Origin of the sequence: Morganella sp. HSTU-ASny43 (genome assembly GCF_022819185.1) — a bacterium.
In the GTDB taxonomy this organism is placed as follows: domain Bacteria; phylum Pseudomonadota; class Gammaproteobacteria; order Enterobacterales; family Enterobacteriaceae; genus Morganella; species Morganella morganii.
Map to the genome: position 1 here is coordinate 1 of NZ_WSPG01000033.1, position 18,865 is coordinate 18,865.

Sequence of the window (18,865 nt, forward strand, 5' to 3'; positions counted from 1 at the left end):
ATGGGTCGTTAGCTCAGTTGGTAGAGCAGTTGACTTTTAATCAATTGGTCACAGGTTCGAATCCTGTACGACCCACCATTTCAGAGTCCCTCAGCAGTATTACGATGGGTCGTTAGCTCAGTTGGTAGAGCAGTTGACTTTTAATCAATTGGTCACAGGTTCGAATCCTGTACGACCCACCATCGTAACCATTTTCCCTCTGATTTTTGTTCTCCCCCGGCATCACACCGGCGATCATCCGTTTGTTATTATTCATTCTCCGGCGCAAGTAAATCATCGGCATTCAGCCGGTCAGTGACCAGTGCAATAATTTTATCTGCCAGCGTTATATCGATATCAAATTTCTGTGTTTCAATCACGCGGAGTGCCACATCGCGGTAGAGTGTCAGCATCGCCATATGCGCCCGTGCGGCACGGACACGATCACGGTTATCCAGTGTCGCCATAAAACGCCCGTACAGGCCCGGAGGCAGCCAGGTGCCCAGATGACGCCCCGCATACCAGACATCCTGTGTACCGTCACTACGAAGCAGCACATGCCACTCCAGCAGGGTGATCAGCCACTGTTTCATCGCCACATCCCGCAGACGGGCAGTCCAGAGTTCATTGCGCAGATAATAAACCGGCACCTGTGAGGCTTCCAGCCAGAAGTTCTGCCAGTTTTCCAGGAATGTCTGCTGATCCGGCGGAGTGAGCACGGCAGCCGGATCGGCATACTCAGGCAACCCGGCAGTGAGACCGGTTTTATCCAGCAGAACGGCATAACCGCGCTGATAGATGCTGTCCAGCCCGTGTGCGGCCATTTGTATGATACGTTCGCGCCCGGCCAGCACAAAATCAACTTTACGGCCTTTCTCATACAGAACCTGACAAGACGGCCAGCAGAGGCTGTCGTCTTCGCGCGAAGCCGCTTTGCGGATAATCAGCGGCACACCAAACCGGCTCAGCCAGCGGCTGTCCTGAAACAACTCATCATGACTGCTGCCGATCAGTTCGGCATTAATATCCGAAAAACGGTCTGCCTGGTTCTGGCGTGCCACAGAGCCGGTGATAATGACCGCATCGATACGGGGATCTAATAGGGCAAAAGAAATTATATTGTTTATAATTTGCTCAATTGATTCCATCTTACATCTCATTCATATAATTGATAGCTGGGCTGATAGTACGTCATAAACAAAAATAGCGGGAGAGTTCAGGTTAAAAAAACGTTATCATGTTTAGCATATTAAACAAATGCTGTTACGATGGGATGATTTTACTGAAAACAGCAGGGAAGGATACAGTTAACTAAACCTGTTATCAGTGGCTGACCGCCGGTGACAGGAAATATACTTAACACAGGTGACGGAATGGAATTTTTTGATATTAATAATATTCTCGTGGTGATCCCTTACTGGAAAGAAGGGTCTTATGCTTTGTCCTGGATTGAAGCGGTGGGAGCAACCGCCGGGTTGTTATGTATCTGGCTGGCAAGCCTGGAAAAAACAATCAATTATCTGTTTGGTCTGATTAACGTCACACTGTTTGCGGTGATTTTCTTTCAGATCCAGCTCTACGCCAATCTGCTGCTGCAGATTTTCTTTTTCGCCGCCAATATTTACGGCTGGTATGCCTGGAGCCGGCAAAATGAGAAAGCAGAAGCGGAGCTGAAAATCCGCTGGATGCCACTGCGGCAGACTGCCGTGATTGCGGCGGTTTCTCTGGCGGCGATTTTACTGCTGGCGCGTTTTATCGACCCGGTCTTTACGTGGCTGGCACAGAGCATGGTCAGTATACTGAATGCCGCAGGGGCTGATCTGGCAATGCCGGTATTGCTGCCCGATGCTTTCCCGTTCTGGGATGCAGCCATGACGGTATTGTCTGTGGTGGCGATGATCCTGATGACCCGCAAACTGGTGGAAAACTGGCTGCTGTGGGTGGTTATCAATATGATCAGTATTGTGATTTATGCCCTTCAGGGTGTGTACGCGCTGTCGCTGGAATATATCATCCTGCTGGGTGTGGCGCTCAACGGCTCGCGGATGTGGATAAAAGCAGCGAAGCAGCCGTAAAACTGTTTTCAGTGCAATAACCGGGTGATTATAATGAGAGTCCGGTAATAATCGGATTCTCATTAATCAGCAATAAAAGGAAACGCCTGTGGCCGGTGGCAGCTTACTCGCACTACTCGATGATATCGCAACTGTACTGGATGATGTCTCTGTGATGACCAAAATGGCCGCCAAAAAGACATCCGGGGTACTGGGGGATGACCTGGCGCTGAATGCTCAGCAGGTGGCCGGTGTCCGCGCTGAGCGGGAGATCCCGGTGGTCTGGGCGGTGGCGAAAGGTTCCTTTCTCAATAAACTGATTCTGGTACCGCTCGCACTGTTGATCAACGCCTTTGCCCCCTGGGCTGTTACGCCGCTTCTGATGGTCGGCGGGGCGTTTTTGTGTTTTGAGGGGGCGGAAAAACTGGCACATAAGTTTCTGCATAAAGCCGGTGATGAGCCCGGTGAAACGGCACCGGCGGAAGATATTCAGACGCCGGAAGAGTTGGCCGCGTTCGAGAAACGCAAAGTCAAAGGCGCTATCCGCACCGATTTTGTGTTATCAGCGGAGATTATTGCTATCACCCTCGGTATTGTTGCCACCTCTCCCTTTATTAATCAGCTCGTGGTGTTGTCGGTGATTGCGATCATTATGACTATCGGGGTATACGGCCTGGTGGCCGGGATTGTCAAACTCGATGATCTGGGATTTTACCTGCAGAAGAAATCAGCCGCGCTGCTGAAAAAACTGGGTGACGGACTGATCCACGCCACGCCGTATTTAATGAAAACCTTATCAGTCGTCGGGACAGCGGCCATGTTTATGGTCGGCGGCGGTATTCTGACACACGGCATTCCGTTTATTCATAACCTGATTGAAAGTCTTGCTCAGCAGAGTGCACAACTCCCGGCACTCGGCAGCATATTGCACTTTATGACCCCACCGGTTGCCAATTTATTGTTTGGTCTCGTCGCCGGTCTGGTGATTGTTGCGCTGATTACCGCTGTTAAGCGTATTAAAACGGGATTAGCGGCATAAATACCCTTCTCACGGGCAGCGGCTGATGAAGCCGCTGTTTTCCTTCTGATTCATAATAATTTGTCCTGTTGATCTGAATATTTTCGGGGTGAAAAATTAATTTCAATTCCGGCGGCAGCTAATTGTTTACAGCTTGTTGACAAGCAGTTAGATTAAAATAACGACAATAATGAAACGGGACACCGGAAGAGACGGGTTATGAATTATCAGAACGATGATGTAAAAATAAAAGAAATTCGGGAATTATTACCGCCAGTGGCGTTATTAGAGTCATTTCCCGCGACTGAGACTGCCGCAGACACCGTTCGCCGCACCCGTCATGCAATCCACGAAATCCTGGAAGGCCGGGATGATCGCCTGCTGGTCGTTATCGGGCCATGCTCAATTCACGACCCGAAAGCGGCGGTTGAATATGCGGATCGCCTGCTGACATTACGCAAAGAACTGAAAGGTGAGCTGGAAATCGTCATGCGCGTCTATTTTGAAAAACCGCGCACCACGGTCGGCTGGAAAGGGCTGATCAACGATCCGCACCTCGACCACTCTTTTGCCATCAATGATGGTCTGCGTATTGCCCGCAAACTGCTGCTGGATATCAATGATAAAGGCTTACCGGCAGCCGGTGAGTTTCTGGATATGATCACCCCGCAGTATCTGGCGGATCTGATGAGCTGGGGTGCTATCGGTGCCCGTACCACGGAATCTCAGGTACACCGTGAGCTGGCCTCCGGGTTGTCCTGCCCGGTCGGGTTTAAAAACGGTACAGACGGTACCATCAAAGTCGCCATTGATGCCATTAACGCCGCCGGGTCGCCGCACTGTTTTCTGTCCGTGACCAAGTGGGGACATTCGGCCATCGTGAACACCACCGGTAACGGTGACTGCCATATCATTCTGCGTGGCGGTAAAAAACCTAACTACAGCGCGGAAGATGTCAGTGCGGTAAAAGAAGGGCTGGCACAGGCCGGTCTGGCACCGCGTATCATGATCGATTTCAGCCACGCTAACAGCAGCAAACAGTACAAGCGTCAGATGGATGTGAGCACCGATGTGGCACAGCAGGTTGCCGGTGGTGAGAAAGCCATTATGGGTGTGATGGTGGAAAGCCACCTTGAGGAAGGGAACCAGAACCTGGAAGGTGATGCGCCGCTCGTGTACGGCAAGAGCGTGACAGATGCCTGCATCGGCTGGGAAGATACCGAAACCCTGCTGCGTCAGCTGGCAGATGCGGTAAAAGCCCGCCGCAGCTGATTTCGCCGGAAGCATTAATCCCGGAAAATAAAAAACCCTGACACTGTCAGGGTTTTTTTCACCAAAGAAAGCGGATTACTTCGCTTTACCCTGGTTAGCAACAGCAGCGGCTTTGGCAGCAATCGCATCCTGGTCGCCCAGGTAATAGCGGCGCAGCGGCTTCATGTTTTCATCAAACTCATACACCAGCGGCACTGCGGTCGGGATGTTCAGCTCGAGGATTTCATCTTCGCTCATGTTATCCAGGTATTTCACCAGTGCACGCAGGGAGTTACCGTGTGCAGCGATGATCACTTTCTCACCGGAAGCAACGCGTGGTTTGATAACATCAGTCCAGTAAGGCACAACGCGGTCGATAGTGATCGCCAGGCTCTCAGTGGCAGGTAATTCGCTTTCTGCCAGTTTCGCATAACGCGGATCGTGGCCCGGGAAGCGCTCATCACTTTTTTCCAGTGCCGGCGGGGTGATGGCAAAGCCGCGACGCCACAGTTTGACCTGCTCGTCACCGTATTTTGCAGCGGTTTCCGCTTTATCCAGACCCTGGAGTGCGCCGTAATGACGTTCGTTCAGTTTCCAGCTTTTCTCAACCGGCAGCCACTGCTGGTTTACCTGATCCAGGATATTCCACAGTGTGTGAATAGCGCGTTTCAGTACAGAGGTATAGGCGAAATCAAAAGAGAAGCCTTCTTTTTTGAGTAACTGACCAGCCTCTTGTGCTTCAGCACGGCCTTTTTCAGATAACTCAACATCAGTCCAGCCGGTAAAGCGGTTCTCTTTGTTCCACTCACTTTCACCGTGACGTACAAGCACCAGTTTAGTTACTGCCATAGCGTAAACTCCTGTTGTGTTTCAGATAGGGGGTTTCAGAATTGAAACAGACCCGGCACATTGCCCATTATATTGGTCACCGGCGCCTTTCGGCAAACTTTCCGCACAGGTATTTCCGCCGGGGCCTGTGCGGAAGAGATCAATTCCGTCCTGTTTACCGGATAGTGTACACCAAAACTGAATCGATTCCGCTATAAATGTTTACGCAAAGTGTGATACACAGGCAAAAACGGTTTTTTTACGCCACCTTAAACGGCCAGGTAAAAAACAGCAGATGGCAGAGGTTCAGCGCGAAGTGAAACCCTGTCGCCACCCACAGCCGCCCGCTCCACATCCAGGCCAGCCCGTAGATAACCCCTGCCAGACCGGCAAAGACAACCAGCAGCGGCCCTCCGGCAATATGTGCCAGGCCGAAGACTGCGGCAGCAATAAACAACGCGGCATACGGCGGCAGATACCGGGAAAGTACCTGCTGAATAGCCCCCCGGAACAGCGCTTCCTCTGCGAGGGAGACAAAAAACAGATTAGCCAGCATAAACGCCGGCAGCCAGCGCGGCAGATGCGGTTCAAACCCCAGTCCGCCAAGGGCGGTTGCCAGTAACAACAGTGCAGGCACGGAGAAAGCCAGTAACAGCCAGTGCAGACGGGTGGCACGGCGCAGCGGCGCTGTGACAAACAGTTGCGGAATGATGATGATCAGCATAAACGGAAGCAGTGCTTTATCGGCATTAAACCAGAATGAATAGGGCGGACTGTGCGGCCCGGCAGCCTCCGGGGGCATCCAGCGCAGGTTGTGGAATCCCGGCAGCAGATGAAAAGCCAGCCCCGTCACGACGGTGATGACCAGTAGTGTCAGCAGTACACGCTGCCATGAACGTGGTGCGGTATAAGGCCGTGCAACAGCCAGCAGGATAGCAAGCCACAGGGTGAGCAGGGCATGCCAGTCCATCACACCGGTAAACAGGGCGCTGATGGTGGCAGCCAGAAGTGTTGCCAGTGACAGTGTCCGGTGAAATTGTAATAACAGCAGAGATAATGCAAGTAAAAGCCAGGTCATGGAATTGTGTCAGAGAATCAGAAAAGGAGTGGGCAGGGTAAAAGAGAAGTCAGTGATGCGCCAGTAAAAAAAGCAGACTGATAATGATTTTTAATCAGATTATTCTTAATAACAGACTGAATACATTCAGAAAATAACGGCTGTTTCCGGTGCAGTAAAAAAGTAAAACAGCCGTTTGATAAAAAGATTACAACGTATTGATTTCGTAACGATAACTACCGTTATCAGGAATAAATGCCAGCCGCCGGTTGATACAGGCCGGGGTATCCTCTCTGTGATGGCTGACAAACAGCAGCTGGGTATCACCACGGCTTATCATAATATCGATAAAACGCAGCACCAGCAGGCGGTTGAGTGTATCCAGCCCCTGTAACGGCTCATCAAGGATCAGCATTGCAGGGTGTTTTACCAGGGCCCTGGCAATCAGTATCAGCCGCTGCTGCCCCCACGACAGGCTGTGGAACGGAGCATCGCGGTACGCTTTCAGACCGAGCAGCGCCAGCCACTCATCCGCCAGTTTTACCTGCCGGTCTGACGGTTTCTGATAGAGCCCGACAGAATCGAAATAACCGGAAATCAGCGTGTTACGCACACTGATATTGACGCGGTAACTGAGGTGGATGCTGTTACTGACATACCCGATATGGCGTTTGATATCCCACACCGTTTCTCCGCTGCCCCGGCGGCGGCCGAACAGCGTCAGGTCATTGCTGTAGCCCTGCGGATGATCACCGGTGATCAGACTGAGCAGTGTGGATTTACCCGCGCCGTTCTCGCCGGTGATTTGCCAGTGCTCACCGGGCAGCACCTGCCAGGTCAGATCATTGAGGATGGGCTTATCATTATAGCTGACACAGCCGTGATTGAGGATCACCCGCGGAATATCCGGCGCAAGGCGTTCTGCGGACGGGTCATCCCGCTCCGGCAGCGTCAGATGCTCTGTCTGCTCACTACGGGCCAGCTGTGCCTGTAATAGTGCGGATAAGGTATCCGCCGGTGCCAGCACACAGTCTGTCAGCAGCCCGGCGCGGGTGATAAAGTCCGGAATATCACTGAAACGGTTGAGGATCAGAACAACCGTCAGCCCGCCCTCTGCAAGCTCTGCCAGCATCTCACTGAGCATACGGCGGGAATCGGTATCCAGCCCGTCATAAGGCTCATCCAGCACCAGTAAATCCGGCTCTGTCATCAGTGCCTGACACAGCAGGGTTTTGCGGGTTTCACCGGTGGAAAGGTATTTAAAGCGGCGTGACAGGCGATCAGAAATCCCGAACTGCGCCGCCAGCTGCAGGCAGCGCTCATTATCACGATGCTCCGCCTGAATAATCTCAGCGGTGGTACGGCCGTTATCGGTGTCATCGCCATCCATCAGGTCGGTATTATTGCGGTTCCACTCTTCATCAATCAGCGCCTGTAATTTCTCAAACGCGACCAGAACCGGACGGCGGAAAGTGTTGCTCATCTCCCCGGAAAGCAGCGGAAGTTCCTGAATCAGCGCGCGGGCAAGGGCAGATTTTCCACTGCCGTTAGTGCCGATAAAGGCGTGGTGCTGACCGCTTTCCAGCTGTAATGACGGAACAGAAAGCTGTTTATCCGCGCTTAACCGGAAGACCCCTTGTGTGATGTGCAGATATGCCATAGTGAACAGCCTTATTATTAGTTTAATTATTCACCAGAAATAAGCGGAACCGGCAGGGATGTCAAGATATGGTACCGGTGTTACATCCCGTATCATGAAAAGAAGATCTGCTTCACAGAAACGTCATCATTCAGTCTGCTGTTTTTGTTATACTTTTTGGTACAGAAATCAGGGCATCACGGAAATTAACCGGAAGAGAGGGCAGGGTGAGAACAGGATTAAAATATTCGGTGCTGGCATTACTGGTCAGCGGAACGGTCAATGCCGCGACAGTGGATCTGCGGGTGATGGAAACCTCGGATATTCACAGTAACTTAATTGACTTTGATTATTTCAAAGACAAACCGACAGAGCAGTTTGGTCTGGTCCGCACCGCCGGTTTAATTAAAGCGGCAAAAGGTGAAGCCACCAACGCAGTATTAGTGGATAACGGGGACTTAATTCAGGGCAGCCCGCTGGCGGATTATATGGTCAGTAAAGGGTTAAATGACGGTGAAGCCCATCCGGCACATAAGCTGATGAATACCATGGGTTATACCGTCGGAAACTTCGGTAACCATGAATTTAACTTTGGCCTGGATTATCTGAAAAAAGCCATTGCCGGTGCGGATTTTCCGTATGTGAATGCCAATATTATTGATGAGAAAACCGGTAAGAATCTGTTTACCCCTTATATTATCGTTGATACCCCGGTTAAAGATCGCGACGGCAAAGAGCATGTGATTAAAATCGGCTATATCGGTTTTGTACCGCCGCAGATCCTTATCTGGGATAAAGCGAATCTGGAAGGAAAAGTCCGCGTCAATGATATTACGGAAACCGCGAAAAAATTTGTGCCGCAAATGAAGGCAGAAGGTGCGGATTTAATTGTCGCTATTCCGCACTCCGGTTTTTCTCAGGAGCCGTATAAAGCCATGGCTGAGAACTCGGTTTATTATCTCAGTGAAGTACCGGGTATTAATGCCATTATGTTCGGTCACTCGCACGGTGTATTTCCGGGCAAAGACTTTGCGGATATCAAAGGCGTTAATATTGAGCAGGGAACCGTTAACGGTATTCCGGCAGTGATGCCCGGCCAGTGGGGGGATCACCTCGGCGTGGTGGATCTGGTGCTGAATAATGATGACGGTGCGTGGAAGGTGGCGGATGCCAAAGCACAGGCGCGTCCGATTTATGACAAAGTCAATAAAAAGCCGCTGGTGGTACGGGATGACAAGCTGGCTTCTGTGATTGATGAGCAGCACAATGCGACCCGGACCTTTGTCGGCAAACTGATTGGTAAATCACCGGATAATATGTACAGCTACCTTGCCTTGCTGCAGAGCGACCCGACGGTGCAGATTGTGAATAATGCACAGACTGATTATACCCGCCGCTTTATTCAGGGCGATCCGGATCTGGCAGATTTACCGGTGCTGTCAGCGGCTGCACCGTTTAAAGTGGGCGGACGCAAAAATGCCCCGGCGGATTTCGTCGAGGTGGAAAAAGGGGATATGACGTTCCGCAACGCGGCGGATCTCTATCTCTACCCGAATACGCTGGTGGTGGTGAAAGCGACCGGTGCGGAAGTGACCGAATGGCTGGAGTGCTCCGCCGGGATGTTCAATCAGATTAACCCGCAGTCAGAGGCACCGCAGAGCCTGGTCAACTGGGATGGTTTCAGAACCTATAATTTCGATACCATTTCCGGGATCAACTATCAGATAGACCTGACACAACCGGCAAAATATGATGTGGAGTGCCAGACAGTCAATCCGCAGGCCAACCGTATCAAAAATGTGACTTATCAGGGTAAGCCGATTGATCCGAAAGCGGTTTTCCTGGTTGCCACCAATAACTACCGTGCTTACGGCGGAAAATTTGCCGGTACCGGTGACAAACATATTGCGTTTGCCTCACCGGATGAAAACCGCAGTGTGCTGGCCGGTTATATCGCGGCAGAAACCAAAGCGAAAGGTGCGGTATCAGCGCAGGCTGAGCAAAACTGGACATTTGTGCCGGTGAAAACGGATAAGAAATTAGATATCCGCTTTGAAACTTCACCGGGCGATAAAGCCACACAGTTTATTAAAGAAAATGCCCATTACCCGATGACCCGGGTCGGGACGGATGATGTGGGTTTTGCGGTTTATCAGGTTGATTTAACAGCGAAGTAAGCAGTTACTCACGAAAGCCGCCGTCAGCGGCGGCTTTTATCATCATTTTTATCAGCATAATGTGGCAATAATCACCTGGTCCGCATTAAACAGCGCGGTGACGTCATCACCTTCTTTCAGTTGCTGCCTGTCGGCATCCTGATTATCCAGGGTGGAGCATAATTGTGCGCCGCCGGTCAGTGTCACCATCACCTCGCTGTTTTCCGCACCTCTGGCAACGGAACAGATACGTCCGCTCAGACGGTTGTCATAATCCGTGCTGTTTTCTGCGGATTTGCTGATTTTCACCCACGGCGCTTTAATCAGAGTAAGTACTTCTTTACCGACTGATAAGCCCAGCCGGTTGGCACTCTGTTCCGTCAGGGCAACGGCAAGTTCGGTCTTTTTATCCGCCAGCAGGACATTCACATGCTGCTGCACATGAGAATGGTTGCGCGACATAATTGTGCCGAAGAACTGGTTACGGGCACTGGTCTGCAATGAGAAGCGGGAGATGGCCGCCAGCAGGCTGTCGAGGGGCAGCGAATCATCCTTAAGAACATCAAAGGCTTTCTGCTGGATCTGTGCCAGCAGATCATAAAGCTGAAGTAAGCGCTCACCATAGCGTGTCAGTGTCGCGCCGCCGCCGCCTTTGCCGCCGGTGGCCCGGTCAACAATGGTTTCCTCGGCAAGCTGGTTCATCTCATTGATGGCATCCCAGGCGCTTTTGTAACTGATTCCGGCCAGTTTTGCCCCCTGACTGATGGAGCCGGTGGCTCTGACCTGTTTGAGTAAGGAAATCCGCCGCGGATCGGCAAATAAATGACCTTCTGATTTCAGTGTTAATAAAATATCCAACGGAAAATACCCCGTATATTAATCAGACAGAATCACCGGCGCAGTCTCTCCGCCCGGTGCGGCTTTACTTTCCGGTTAGTGTAGCAAACTGCGTTTTTTTTTCATCTGCCAATATGGCGGTTTAAGTTTACTTAAAAATTCATGAACCGGATAAAAACAGGTATGGTATAGGAATTGATTATCAGCCAGAGATTATTTCATGCAGAATGTATTATTTCGTCTTCATCAGGCAGTCAAGGATTCCCCGGAACCGGAAGGGGCTGAAACAGAAGAATTTGCCCGTATGCTGGCAGAACAGCCATTCTGGGCTGAATCACAGGATCATGAAAGTGGCGGACAAATTGGTCTGGCATTCACTCAGGGGGAAGATGATGAAGAACCTCTGCTGCTCGTTTATATGCGTGATGATGGCGGTCATGAAGCACCTGCAAAAGTCGCGGAAGAAATGGCATCCGGTGAGCGGGAATATACCTGGCTGCCGGGCGCGTTTTTACTGGGACTGAGCAGGAAAATTGATTTCACACTGTGCATCATCGGTGAGGATGGGCAAACCCTGCCACTGAACAGCCAGTTTATGAAAATGATGTTTCTCTATATTCAGGAGCTTTACCGCGAAGACGATAAAGGTGAAACACCGGTACAATCCCCGGCTGCCCCTGTCTCACCACGCAGCAGTATTGTGGAAAAACCCGGCAGTGCCGGAAAAGTGATAGGTTTTCTGATTCTGGCGGCGGCTATTGTGGCGGTTGTTTACTTTATGCAGACCTGACAGCACGAATCGCCATGCTTTCCGGGGTGTGATTTATATAGAATAGCGGCCATTATGACGCTATTATAGTCATGCTGAATATCCTTTTCGCCTGATATAAAGAGATTAAGTGCTATGTTTGAGTTAGTTAAAAGTTTAGGTTTCGCACTGTTAATGGTTCCTGTTGTTATGACAGGCCTGGCGGCTCTGATCTGGGGATTAGGTGAAATTTTCAACCTGATTTCAAAAGGCGAGCGCCGCGAAAAGCAGCTCTGATTATACCGTATTCAGGATTACCTGCGTTCGCGGGTAATCCGTCTTTGTTTCTGTTTTCCCGCTCATTATCTGCGTAATTCCCCTCATTTTATATTGTTTTCCGCTTAACTGCCGATAGTGGGATAAACCTCCTTTCATTTTTCGTTGTATCTTGTTATATACAACGGGTTAATCCTAATCTATCCTGGTGGAAAAAATGAAAAAACAGTTCAGTAAGTTATTGGCCGGTGTTGTTATCTCTGCTGCTGTCATGAGTCAGGCATGGGCCGCTGAAAAAGTGACCGTATTTGCTGCGGCATCACTGACAAATGCGGTTGATGAAATCTCGGCAAAATATAAGCAGGAGAAAAAAGGTGAAGTGGTCGCGTCTTATGCGTCTTCTTCCACCCTGGCCCGTCAGATTGAAAATGGTGCTCCGGCAGATATCTTTATTTCTGCTGACCAGAAATGGATGGATTATGCCCAGGAGAAAAACCTGATCATCAATGACACCCGTAAAACCCTGCTGGGTAATGAGCTGGTGCTGATTGCCGCGAAAGACAGCAAAATTGATAAAGTTGATATTAATAAGCAGACTGACTGGGTTAAATTACTGGATGGCGGCCGTCTGGCTGTCGGCGATCCTGATCATGTGCCGGTTGGTATCTATGCACAGGAAGCCCTGGAAAACCTGGGTGCCTGGAAAGTCGTTGATCCGATGCTGGCCCGCACCAATAATGTGCGCAGCGGCATGGCGCTGGTGGAACGCGGTGAAGCGCCGCTGGGTATTGTGTACGGCTCTGATGCGGTTGCCAGTGATAAAGTGAAAGTGGTCGGTATTTTCCCTGCAGATACCCATAAACCGGTTGAATATCCGATTGCTATCCTGAAAGATCGCAATAATGCCGATGTTAAAGGTTTCTATGATTACCTGCAGACACCGGAAGCAAAAGAGATCTTCAAACGTTACGGTTTCAGCCCTCTGTAATAAGTAAGGACTAACAGACAGCGATGTTGAATGAGTATGAATGGCAGGCGGTCATCCTCAGCCTGAAAGTATCAACGGTCGCCGTGGCAGCCAGTCTGCCGTTTGGCATACTGATGGCATGGGTACTGGTGCGCTGCCGTTTTCCGGGCAAGTCGCTGCTGGACAGTCTTATCCACTTACCACTGGTGTTACCGCCGGTGGTAGTGGGTTATCTGCTGCTGATCAGCATGGGGCGCAAAGGCATTATCGGTGAGTGGCTCTATAACTGGTTCGGTTTCAGTTTTACCTTCAGCTGGCGCGGTGCCGCGCTGGCTGCGGCTGTGGTGGCTTTTCCGCTGATGGTGAGGGCTATCCGCCTGGCGCTGGAAGCGGTGGATATGCGCCTGGAGCAGGCGGCACGGACACTCGGGGCTTCCCCGTTGCGGGTCTTTTTCACCATCACACTGCCGCTGTCGCTGCCGGGGATTATTGTCGGTACCGTGCTGGCATTTGCCCGTTCGCTGGGGGAATTCGGTGCGACAATCACCTTTGTTTCCAATATCCCGGGGGAAACCCGGACTATCCCGCTGGCCATGTACTCCCTGCTTGAAACGCCGGGGGCGGAAATGGACGCAGCGCGGCTCTGTATTATCGCCATTGTTCTGGCACTGGCTTCACTGCTGGCCTCGGAATGGCTGACCCGCTGGGGACGCAAACGCCTGGGGGTTGCCACATGTTAGTGCTTGATTTTGAACAACAGCTCGGTGATTTATCGATGGTGATCAATACCGAACTGGCCAGTGACCGTATTACCGCTGTCTTCGGGCTCTCCGGGGCAGGGAAAACCTCCTTTATCAATGTGATCGGCGGGCTGACAAAACCGCAGAAAGGGCGGATTGAGCTTAACGGCCACACACTCGTCAATATTGAAAAACGTATCTGTCTGCCGCCGGAAAAACGCAAAATCGGCTATGTCTTCCAGGATGCACGCCTGTTTCCCCATTACCGGATAAGAGGCAACCTGCGCTACGGCATGGCACGGGGGATGGAAGATCAGTTTGACAGTATTGTGGAACTGCTGGGTATCGGGCATCTGCTGAACCGCCTGCCGATGACCCTCTCCGGCGGGGAGAAACAGCGGGTGGCGATTGGCCGCGCGCTGCTGACCGCACCGGATATCCTGCTGATGGATGAACCGCTGGCGTCTCTGGATCTGCCGCGTAAACGCGAACTGCTGCCGTATCTGGAAAAGATGGCACAGGATATCAGTATTCCGATCCTGTATGTCAGCCACAGCCTGGATGAGATCCTGCGGCTGGCGGAAGATGTGGTGATCCTGGAAAAAGGCCGCATTCTGGCACAGGGACCGCTGGAAGAGGTATGGGCAGGGGCGGCATTACGCCCGTGGCTGACACAGGAAAGTCTCTCAAGTGTACTGAGTGTCACTGTGCTTGAGCACCACGACCGCTACGCCATGACGGCCGCTGCTATCGGTGACCAGGTGCTGTGGGTGCCGCGTATCGCCGGTGAACGGGACACGCCGGTACGTGTGCGTGTCAGTGCGGATGATGTGTCCATTGCACTGGAAAAACCGAAAAGCAGCAGTATCCGCAATATATTACGGGCAAAAATCACGGAAATGTATGATGACGACAACGGGCAGACTGATGTGCGTCTGGCGGTCGGCAATCATTTCCTCTGGGCACGTATTACCGGCTGGGCGCGGGATGATTTGCAGCTGAAACCCGGACAATGGGTGTATGCCCAGGTAAAAAGCGTGTCACTGAGCCGCGAATTATAATTTATCTGAATATACGTACTTTTCATTAATAAAAGGGGCATTCATATTATTCCGATTGCCCTTCCGAATCACCGGCGATATATATTAACGCCGGTGCATCACTGACCCTGCCAGATTATCACAGAATATTCTCTGCACACGGAAACAAGTGTAAGACGTGCGTTATTGCATAAGAAACCACTGAGTCAGAGGGATAAAATGAAAAAAGCACTTTTCTTTTTATTACTGGGTATTTTCTCCGGCGGCCAGGCGCTGGCGGCAAATCAGGTGATGTGTTACACCTATCTGAAAAAAGTCAAAGATGTTGAAATCGAAAACTTAAAAGTCTGGTGTATCGGCACCACTGACGGCTCCCAGGGCGGAATGCGTATCCCTGATCTGCTCAGTATGGGATATAAAGTGGTGGCAACAGAAAGCTTCCCGTATCAGTATTCTGAGGGCGGCTATACTTATGATGGATCGAAATTACTGCTGATCGTCGAAAATGCAAAATTCCCGAATCAGAACCCGGCAGAAAAACCAAAAAATAACTGGAGTTTTGATAAGTATAAGTAACAGGTTTTATTCTCTGGCCAGCGGGAAATAAATAAAAACGCCTTTATTAAAAGGCGTTTTTTTATGGTCTATTACACTGTATTTATCAGCTGAGAATATGACGGCGGATTGCCTGCGCAATACCCGGCTGGGTATTATCCGGGATAATCAGGTCAGCGTGTGCTTTGACTTCGTCTGCCGCATTACCCATTGCCACACCCAGGCCGGCGGCTGAAAGCATACTGATGTCATTATGGTTATCACCAAATGCCATCACATCTTTCATTGTCATTCCCTGAGATTCCACCCATTCCTGTAAACGGCGGCCTTTGCTGTTACCTTTGCGGGCAATATCCACCTGGTTTATCCACGACCACTCGCAGGACAGTCCCATATCCGCTTCCACAGCGTCGGTAAATTCACGCAGTTTGTTCAGATCATCTGAGCAGGTGGCGAATTTCCAGATAGTGTCAGCGCGATCAACCTCATCAAGAAAATTATTCACTTTGCGCATCACCGGACGCTGGTGCTCCGGCAGAGAAGCTGACCAGTTCAGTGTCCGCTCAATAGTGCTGCTGTCAGTGTGATAAAGCATGGCATCCGAGATATACATCAGATGCTCGATATCCGTCTGTGCCAGGCGTTCGAGCAGCTGACGGGATTCACTGACACTCATCGGATCGGCGGAAAGCACTTTTTTCCCCGGATAATCGTACAGATAGGTACCGTTACAGCAGATAGCCGGTGTATCCAGCTGCAATGTCTGATAAAACGGATGAATAGCAACGTGATGACGGCCGGTGACAATCAGCACCTGCACCCCGGCACGACGGGCTTCGCGGATGGCATCCAGCGACTCCTGCAATATATGTTTATCCGGATCGAGAAGTGTACCATCGAGATCAAATGCGAGGACGCGGTAAGACATAACAGGGAGCCCCTTGTATGAGTGTCAGAACCGGAATAACGGCGGGCATCAGGGAATATTATTGTATCCTGACGGCATCCTGAATGATTCCGGGCGGAGATAACTGATAATATAGCATGTTAATTGTTTCGCGATAAACGCTAAGTGCGGTATTATTATACAGAAATGCTTACATTACCTGTTAAAAATCAAACGGGTAAGTGATGATATTAAGGAGCGCGAATGAAGCAGGTGGTTTATGTTGCCAGTACGGAAAGTCATCAGATTCATGTCTGGCAGATGAATGAACACGGTGAGATGTCACTGTTACAGACAGTATCAACGCCTGATCAGGTGCAGCCGCTGATCACCGCGCCGGATGGCCGTCATCTTTATGCTGCGGTCAAACCGGGCAATGCGGTGGCGACTTATAAAATCGCGGAAGACGGCAAACTCACACAAACCGGCCTGACGCCGCTCCCGGGCACTGCCGCCTATATCACCCTTGATAAAGCGGGGCGCACACTGTATGCCGCCTCTTATCATCAGGGAAATCTGGCGGTACTGCCGATCCGCGATAACGGTATTCCCGCCCGTGCAGTGCAGGTGATCGAGGGATTAAAAAATCCGCATTCCGCCAATATTGCGCAGGATGGACACACACTGTTTGTGCCGTGCCTCGGGGAAGATCATATCCGCGTTTACACTATTGATGAAGACGGACGCTTAACTGAACGTCACGCCGATATGCTGACGGTTGCTGCCGGTGCCGGGCCGCGCCATATGGCGTTTCATCCGGCAAAACATGTGGCGTATTGCCTGAATGAATTAAATGCGACCATTAATGTTTACCGCGAATGGGTGAAAGTCCGTGAAATTCAGTCTGTCGATATGATGGCGGATGGTTATTCAGGACGCCGCTGGGCTGCCGATATTCATATCACGCCGGACGGGCATCATCTCTATGCCTGTGAGCGGGCATCAAGCGTGATTAATCACTACCGGGTGTCGGATGACGGCGGTCATCTGCAGCTGGCGGGGCGTTATCCGACAGAAACTCAGCCGCGCGGTTTTGCGGTGGATAACAGCGGGCGTTTCCTGATCTCAGCCGGACAGCTTTCTCACCATGTGGCGGTTTCCCGGATTGATGCGATTACCGGCGAATTGCACCTGATAAACCGCTATCCGGCAGGGAAAGGGCCGATGTGGGTGACAGTGCTGACGCTGAAATAACAGTGCTGACGCTGAAATAACAGTGCTCAGGTAGTTTTCTGTTACTCCGGAGCCCGGCGGGTAACGGGCAAAAACGAAAAGTCGCTGTAAACACATCCGTGTGCGCTCAGGCGCGTCATCCATGACGCGCATGCTTTTCGTTTCCTTCGCCCGTTACCCGCTGTTAACCTGAACGGCGGAGTGATCAAATATGCCGGGATTTATGCCGTTACCTTATCTATCGCCTGCGTCAGTTTTTCCAGTTGTGCCGCTGTAATAATGTATGGCGGCATAATATAAATCAGCCGTCCGAACGGACGGATCCACACTCCGGCGTCAACAAAACGGCGCTGCAATTCTGCCATATTCACCGGCTCTTCCGTTTCAATCACACCAATGGTACCGAGTACCCGCGCATCGCGGATTCCGCTGCGGGATTTCAGCGGCAGCAGAGCGCTTTTTAGTTGTGTTTCGATAGCCTTCACACACGCAGCCCAGTCTCCGGACAACAGCAGATCAATACTCGCCACTGCCGTGGCACAGGCCAGCGGATTACCCATAAAGGTCGGACCGTGCATAAAGCAGCCTGCGTCACCCTGACTGATGGTGTCTGCAATATGGCGGGTGGTGAGGGTGGCTGAGAGTGTCATATAACCACCGGTAATCGCTTTTCCGAGACACATAATGTCCGGTGATATACCTGCGTGTTCACAGGCAAACAGTTTACCGGTGCGCCCGAATCCGGTGGCGATTTCGTCACAAATCAGCAGGACATTGTAGTGATCACACAGTGATCTTACGCCTTTCAGATATTCCGGATGGTAAAAGCGCATTCCGCCCGCCCCCTGGACAACCGGCTCCAGGATCACGGCAGCGACCTCATGATGATGCTGTGCCAGCAGGTTTTCCACAGAATGAAGATCTTCCGGCCGCCATTCCTCATCAAATCCGCACTGCGGTGCATCAGCAAACAGGTGATCCGGCAGATAGCCCTGCCAGAGTGAGTGCATGGAGTTTTGCGGATCACACACTGACATCGCGCCGAATGTATCGCCGTGGTAGCCGTGACGCGGGGTGATTATCCGGTGGCGTTTTTCGCCGCGTGCCTGCCAGTACTGCAGCGCCATTTTCAGGGCCACTTCCACCGCGACCGAACCGGAGTCGGCAGGAAACACGCATTCCAGCGGCTCCGGCGTGATTGCCACCAGACGGCGGCACAGTGCAACGGCAGCCGGATGAGTGATCCCGCCGAACATCACATGTGACATCTGTGACAGCTGTTCAGTCACCGCCGCATTCAGTACCGGGTGATTATAGCCGTGGATAGCCGCCCACCAGGAGGACATACCGTCAACCAGTTCGCGGCCGTCTGCGAGTGTCAGCACCGCACCGTGTGCCGACACCACCGGATAGACCGGCAGCGGCTGAGTCATTGATGTATAAGGGTGCCAGATGTGGCGGCGGTCAAAATCCGCATCATCATCCGAAAAGGCGTGACCTGAAATATTCCCTGAAAAAGCCATTATGTAAACCATTTCAATGCAAATAAAGTTGACATGATAATGCTGATATTTAAACTGGCAACACTTTTTTATCGGGAG

Annotated in this window: 18 protein-coding genes and 2 tRNA genes; 13 read left to right on the top strand and 7 right to left on the bottom strand. The window is 51.4% G+C overall.

Annotation, left to right across the window (positions count from 1 at the left end; all coding sequences use genetic code 11):
- Window positions 1–2: 2 nt before the first annotated feature.
- Together GN208_RS15345 and GN208_RS15350 are read left to right on the top strand one after the other, a co-directional pair.
- A tRNA-Lys gene (locus tag GN208_RS15345) sits at window positions 3–78 on the top strand.
- A 28-nt stretch (window positions 79–106) separates the two neighbouring features.
- A tRNA-Lys gene (locus GN208_RS15350) sits at window positions 107–182 on the top strand.
- Window positions 183–248: 66 nt separating this feature from the next.
- Here GN208_RS15350 and GN208_RS15355 read toward each other — a convergent pair.
- Window positions 249–1,127, bottom strand: coding sequence for an aminoglycoside 6-adenylyltransferase (locus GN208_RS15355; protein WP_004235664.1), 879 nt, complete (start codon window positions 1,125–1,127; stop codon window positions 249–251).
- A gap of 225 nt (window positions 1,128–1,352) precedes the next feature.
- Here GN208_RS15355 and pnuC point away from each other — a divergent pair, with 225 nt between their 5' ends.
- The 3 genes from pnuC (at window position 1,353) to aroG (ending at window position 4,323) form a co-directional block, all read left to right on the top strand.
- Window positions 1,353–2,054 carry a nicotinamide riboside transporter PnuC gene (pnuC, locus tag GN208_RS15360; protein WP_004235665.1) on the top strand — a complete coding sequence of 234 codons (702 nt, stop codon included), beginning with the start codon at window positions 1,353–1,355 and terminating at the stop codon, window positions 2,052–2,054.
- A gap of 88 nt (window positions 2,055–2,142) precedes the next feature.
- On the top strand, window positions 2,143–3,072 hold the full coding sequence (locus GN208_RS15365; protein ID WP_015422551.1) for a DUF808 domain-containing protein: 930 nt from the start codon (window positions 2,143–2,145) through the stop codon (window positions 3,070–3,072).
- Window positions 3,073–3,270: 198 nt separating this feature from the next.
- Window positions 3,271–4,323: a 3-deoxy-7-phosphoheptulonate synthase AroG gene (gene aroG, locus GN208_RS15370; RefSeq protein ID WP_004235667.1), complete on the top strand. Its 1,053-nt coding sequence runs from the start codon at window positions 3,271–3,273 to the stop codon at window positions 4,321–4,323.
- 75 nt (window positions 4,324–4,398) lie between these two features.
- Here the strand turns inward: aroG and gpmA are convergent, their stop codons facing one another.
- The 3 genes from gpmA to modF all read right to left on the bottom strand — a co-directional run bounded on the left by gpmA (window position 4,399) and on the right by modF (window position 7,847).
- Window positions 4,399–5,151, bottom strand: coding sequence for a 2,3-diphosphoglycerate-dependent phosphoglycerate mutase (gene gpmA, locus GN208_RS15375; RefSeq protein WP_004235668.1), 753 nt, complete (start codon window positions 5,149–5,151; stop codon window positions 4,399–4,401).
- 238 nt (window positions 5,152–5,389) lie between these two features.
- On the bottom strand, window positions 5,390–6,208 hold the full coding sequence (locus tag GN208_RS15380) for a CPBP family intramembrane glutamic endopeptidase (protein ID WP_004235669.1): 819 nt from the start codon (window positions 6,206–6,208) through the stop codon (window positions 5,390–5,392).
- A 187-nt stretch (window positions 6,209–6,395) separates the two neighbouring features.
- Window positions 6,396–7,847 carry a molybdate ABC transporter ATP-binding protein ModF gene (gene modF, locus GN208_RS15385; protein WP_004235670.1) on the bottom strand — a complete coding sequence of 484 codons (1,452 nt, stop codon included), beginning with the start codon at window positions 7,845–7,847 and terminating at the stop codon, window positions 6,396–6,398.
- Window positions 7,848–8,053: 206 nt separating this feature from the next.
- Between modF and GN208_RS15390 the strand changes: the two genes are divergently transcribed.
- Window positions 8,054–10,003: a bifunctional 2',3'-cyclic-nucleotide 2'-phosphodiesterase/3'-nucleotidase gene (locus GN208_RS15390; protein ID WP_015422552.1), complete on the top strand. Its 1,950-nt coding sequence runs from the start codon at window positions 8,054–8,056 to the stop codon at window positions 10,001–10,003.
- A gap of 51 nt (window positions 10,004–10,054) precedes the next feature.
- Here the strand turns inward: GN208_RS15390 and modE are convergent, their stop codons facing one another.
- A complete protein-coding gene (gene modE, locus GN208_RS15395) occupies window positions 10,055–10,840 on the bottom strand; it encodes a molybdenum-dependent transcriptional regulator (protein WP_004235672.1) in 786 nt (261 codons plus the stop codon).
- Window positions 10,841–11,039: 199 nt separating this feature from the next.
- On the opposite strand from modE, the gene GN208_RS15400 reads away from it, so the two are divergent.
- The 6 genes from GN208_RS15400 to GN208_RS15425 all read left to right on the top strand — a co-directional run bounded on the left by GN208_RS15400 (window position 11,040) and on the right by GN208_RS15425 (window position 15,166).
- Entirely contained in the window at window positions 11,040–11,609 is a 570-nt protein-coding gene (locus GN208_RS15400; protein WP_004235674.1) for a hypothetical protein, read from the top strand.
- A gap of 114 nt (window positions 11,610–11,723) precedes the next feature.
- Window positions 11,724–11,864: an AcrZ family multidrug efflux pump-associated protein gene (locus GN208_RS15405; RefSeq protein WP_004235675.1), complete on the top strand. Its 141-nt coding sequence runs from the start codon at window positions 11,724–11,726 to the stop codon at window positions 11,862–11,864.
- A 196-nt stretch (window positions 11,865–12,060) separates the two neighbouring features.
- Window positions 12,061–12,831 (top strand): molybdate ABC transporter substrate-binding protein, encoded by a 771-nt coding sequence (gene modA, locus GN208_RS15410; RefSeq protein ID WP_004235676.1) that lies wholly within the window; start codon window positions 12,061–12,063, stop codon window positions 12,829–12,831.
- Between the two features lie 23 nt (window positions 12,832–12,854).
- Window positions 12,855–13,550, top strand: coding sequence for a molybdate ABC transporter permease subunit (modB, locus tag GN208_RS15415; RefSeq protein WP_004235677.1), 696 nt, complete (start codon window positions 12,855–12,857; stop codon window positions 13,548–13,550).
- On the top strand, window positions 13,544–14,611 hold the full coding sequence (gene modC / locus GN208_RS15420; protein ID WP_004235679.1) for a molybdenum ABC transporter ATP-binding protein ModC: 1,068 nt from the start codon (window positions 13,544–13,546) through the stop codon (window positions 14,609–14,611). Before modB ends, modC begins: the two co-directional genes overlap by 7 nt.
- A 198-nt stretch (window positions 14,612–14,809) precedes the next feature.
- Window positions 14,810–15,166: a hypothetical protein gene (locus GN208_RS15425; RefSeq protein ID WP_015422553.1), complete on the top strand. Its 357-nt coding sequence runs from the start codon at window positions 14,810–14,812 to the stop codon at window positions 15,164–15,166.
- A gap of 85 nt (window positions 15,167–15,251) precedes the next feature.
- Here GN208_RS15425 and GN208_RS15430 read toward each other — a convergent pair whose 3' ends face one another.
- Entirely contained in the window at window positions 15,252–16,073 is an 822-nt protein-coding gene (locus GN208_RS15430) for a pyridoxal phosphatase (RefSeq protein WP_004235680.1), read from the bottom strand.
- 222 nt (window positions 16,074–16,295) lie between these two features.
- Between GN208_RS15430 and pgl the strand changes: the two genes are divergently transcribed.
- Window positions 16,296–17,285, top strand: coding sequence for a 6-phosphogluconolactonase (pgl, locus tag GN208_RS15435; RefSeq protein WP_004235681.1), 990 nt, complete (start codon window positions 16,296–16,298; stop codon window positions 17,283–17,285).
- Window positions 17,286–17,485: 200 nt separating this feature from the next.
- On the opposite strand, the gene bioA is transcribed toward pgl, so the two are convergent.
- Window positions 17,486–18,787: an adenosylmethionine--8-amino-7-oxononanoate transaminase gene (bioA, locus tag GN208_RS15440; RefSeq protein WP_004235682.1), complete on the bottom strand. Its 1,302-nt coding sequence runs from the start codon at window positions 18,785–18,787 to the stop codon at window positions 17,486–17,488.
- Window positions 18,788–18,865: the final 78 nt, after the last annotated feature.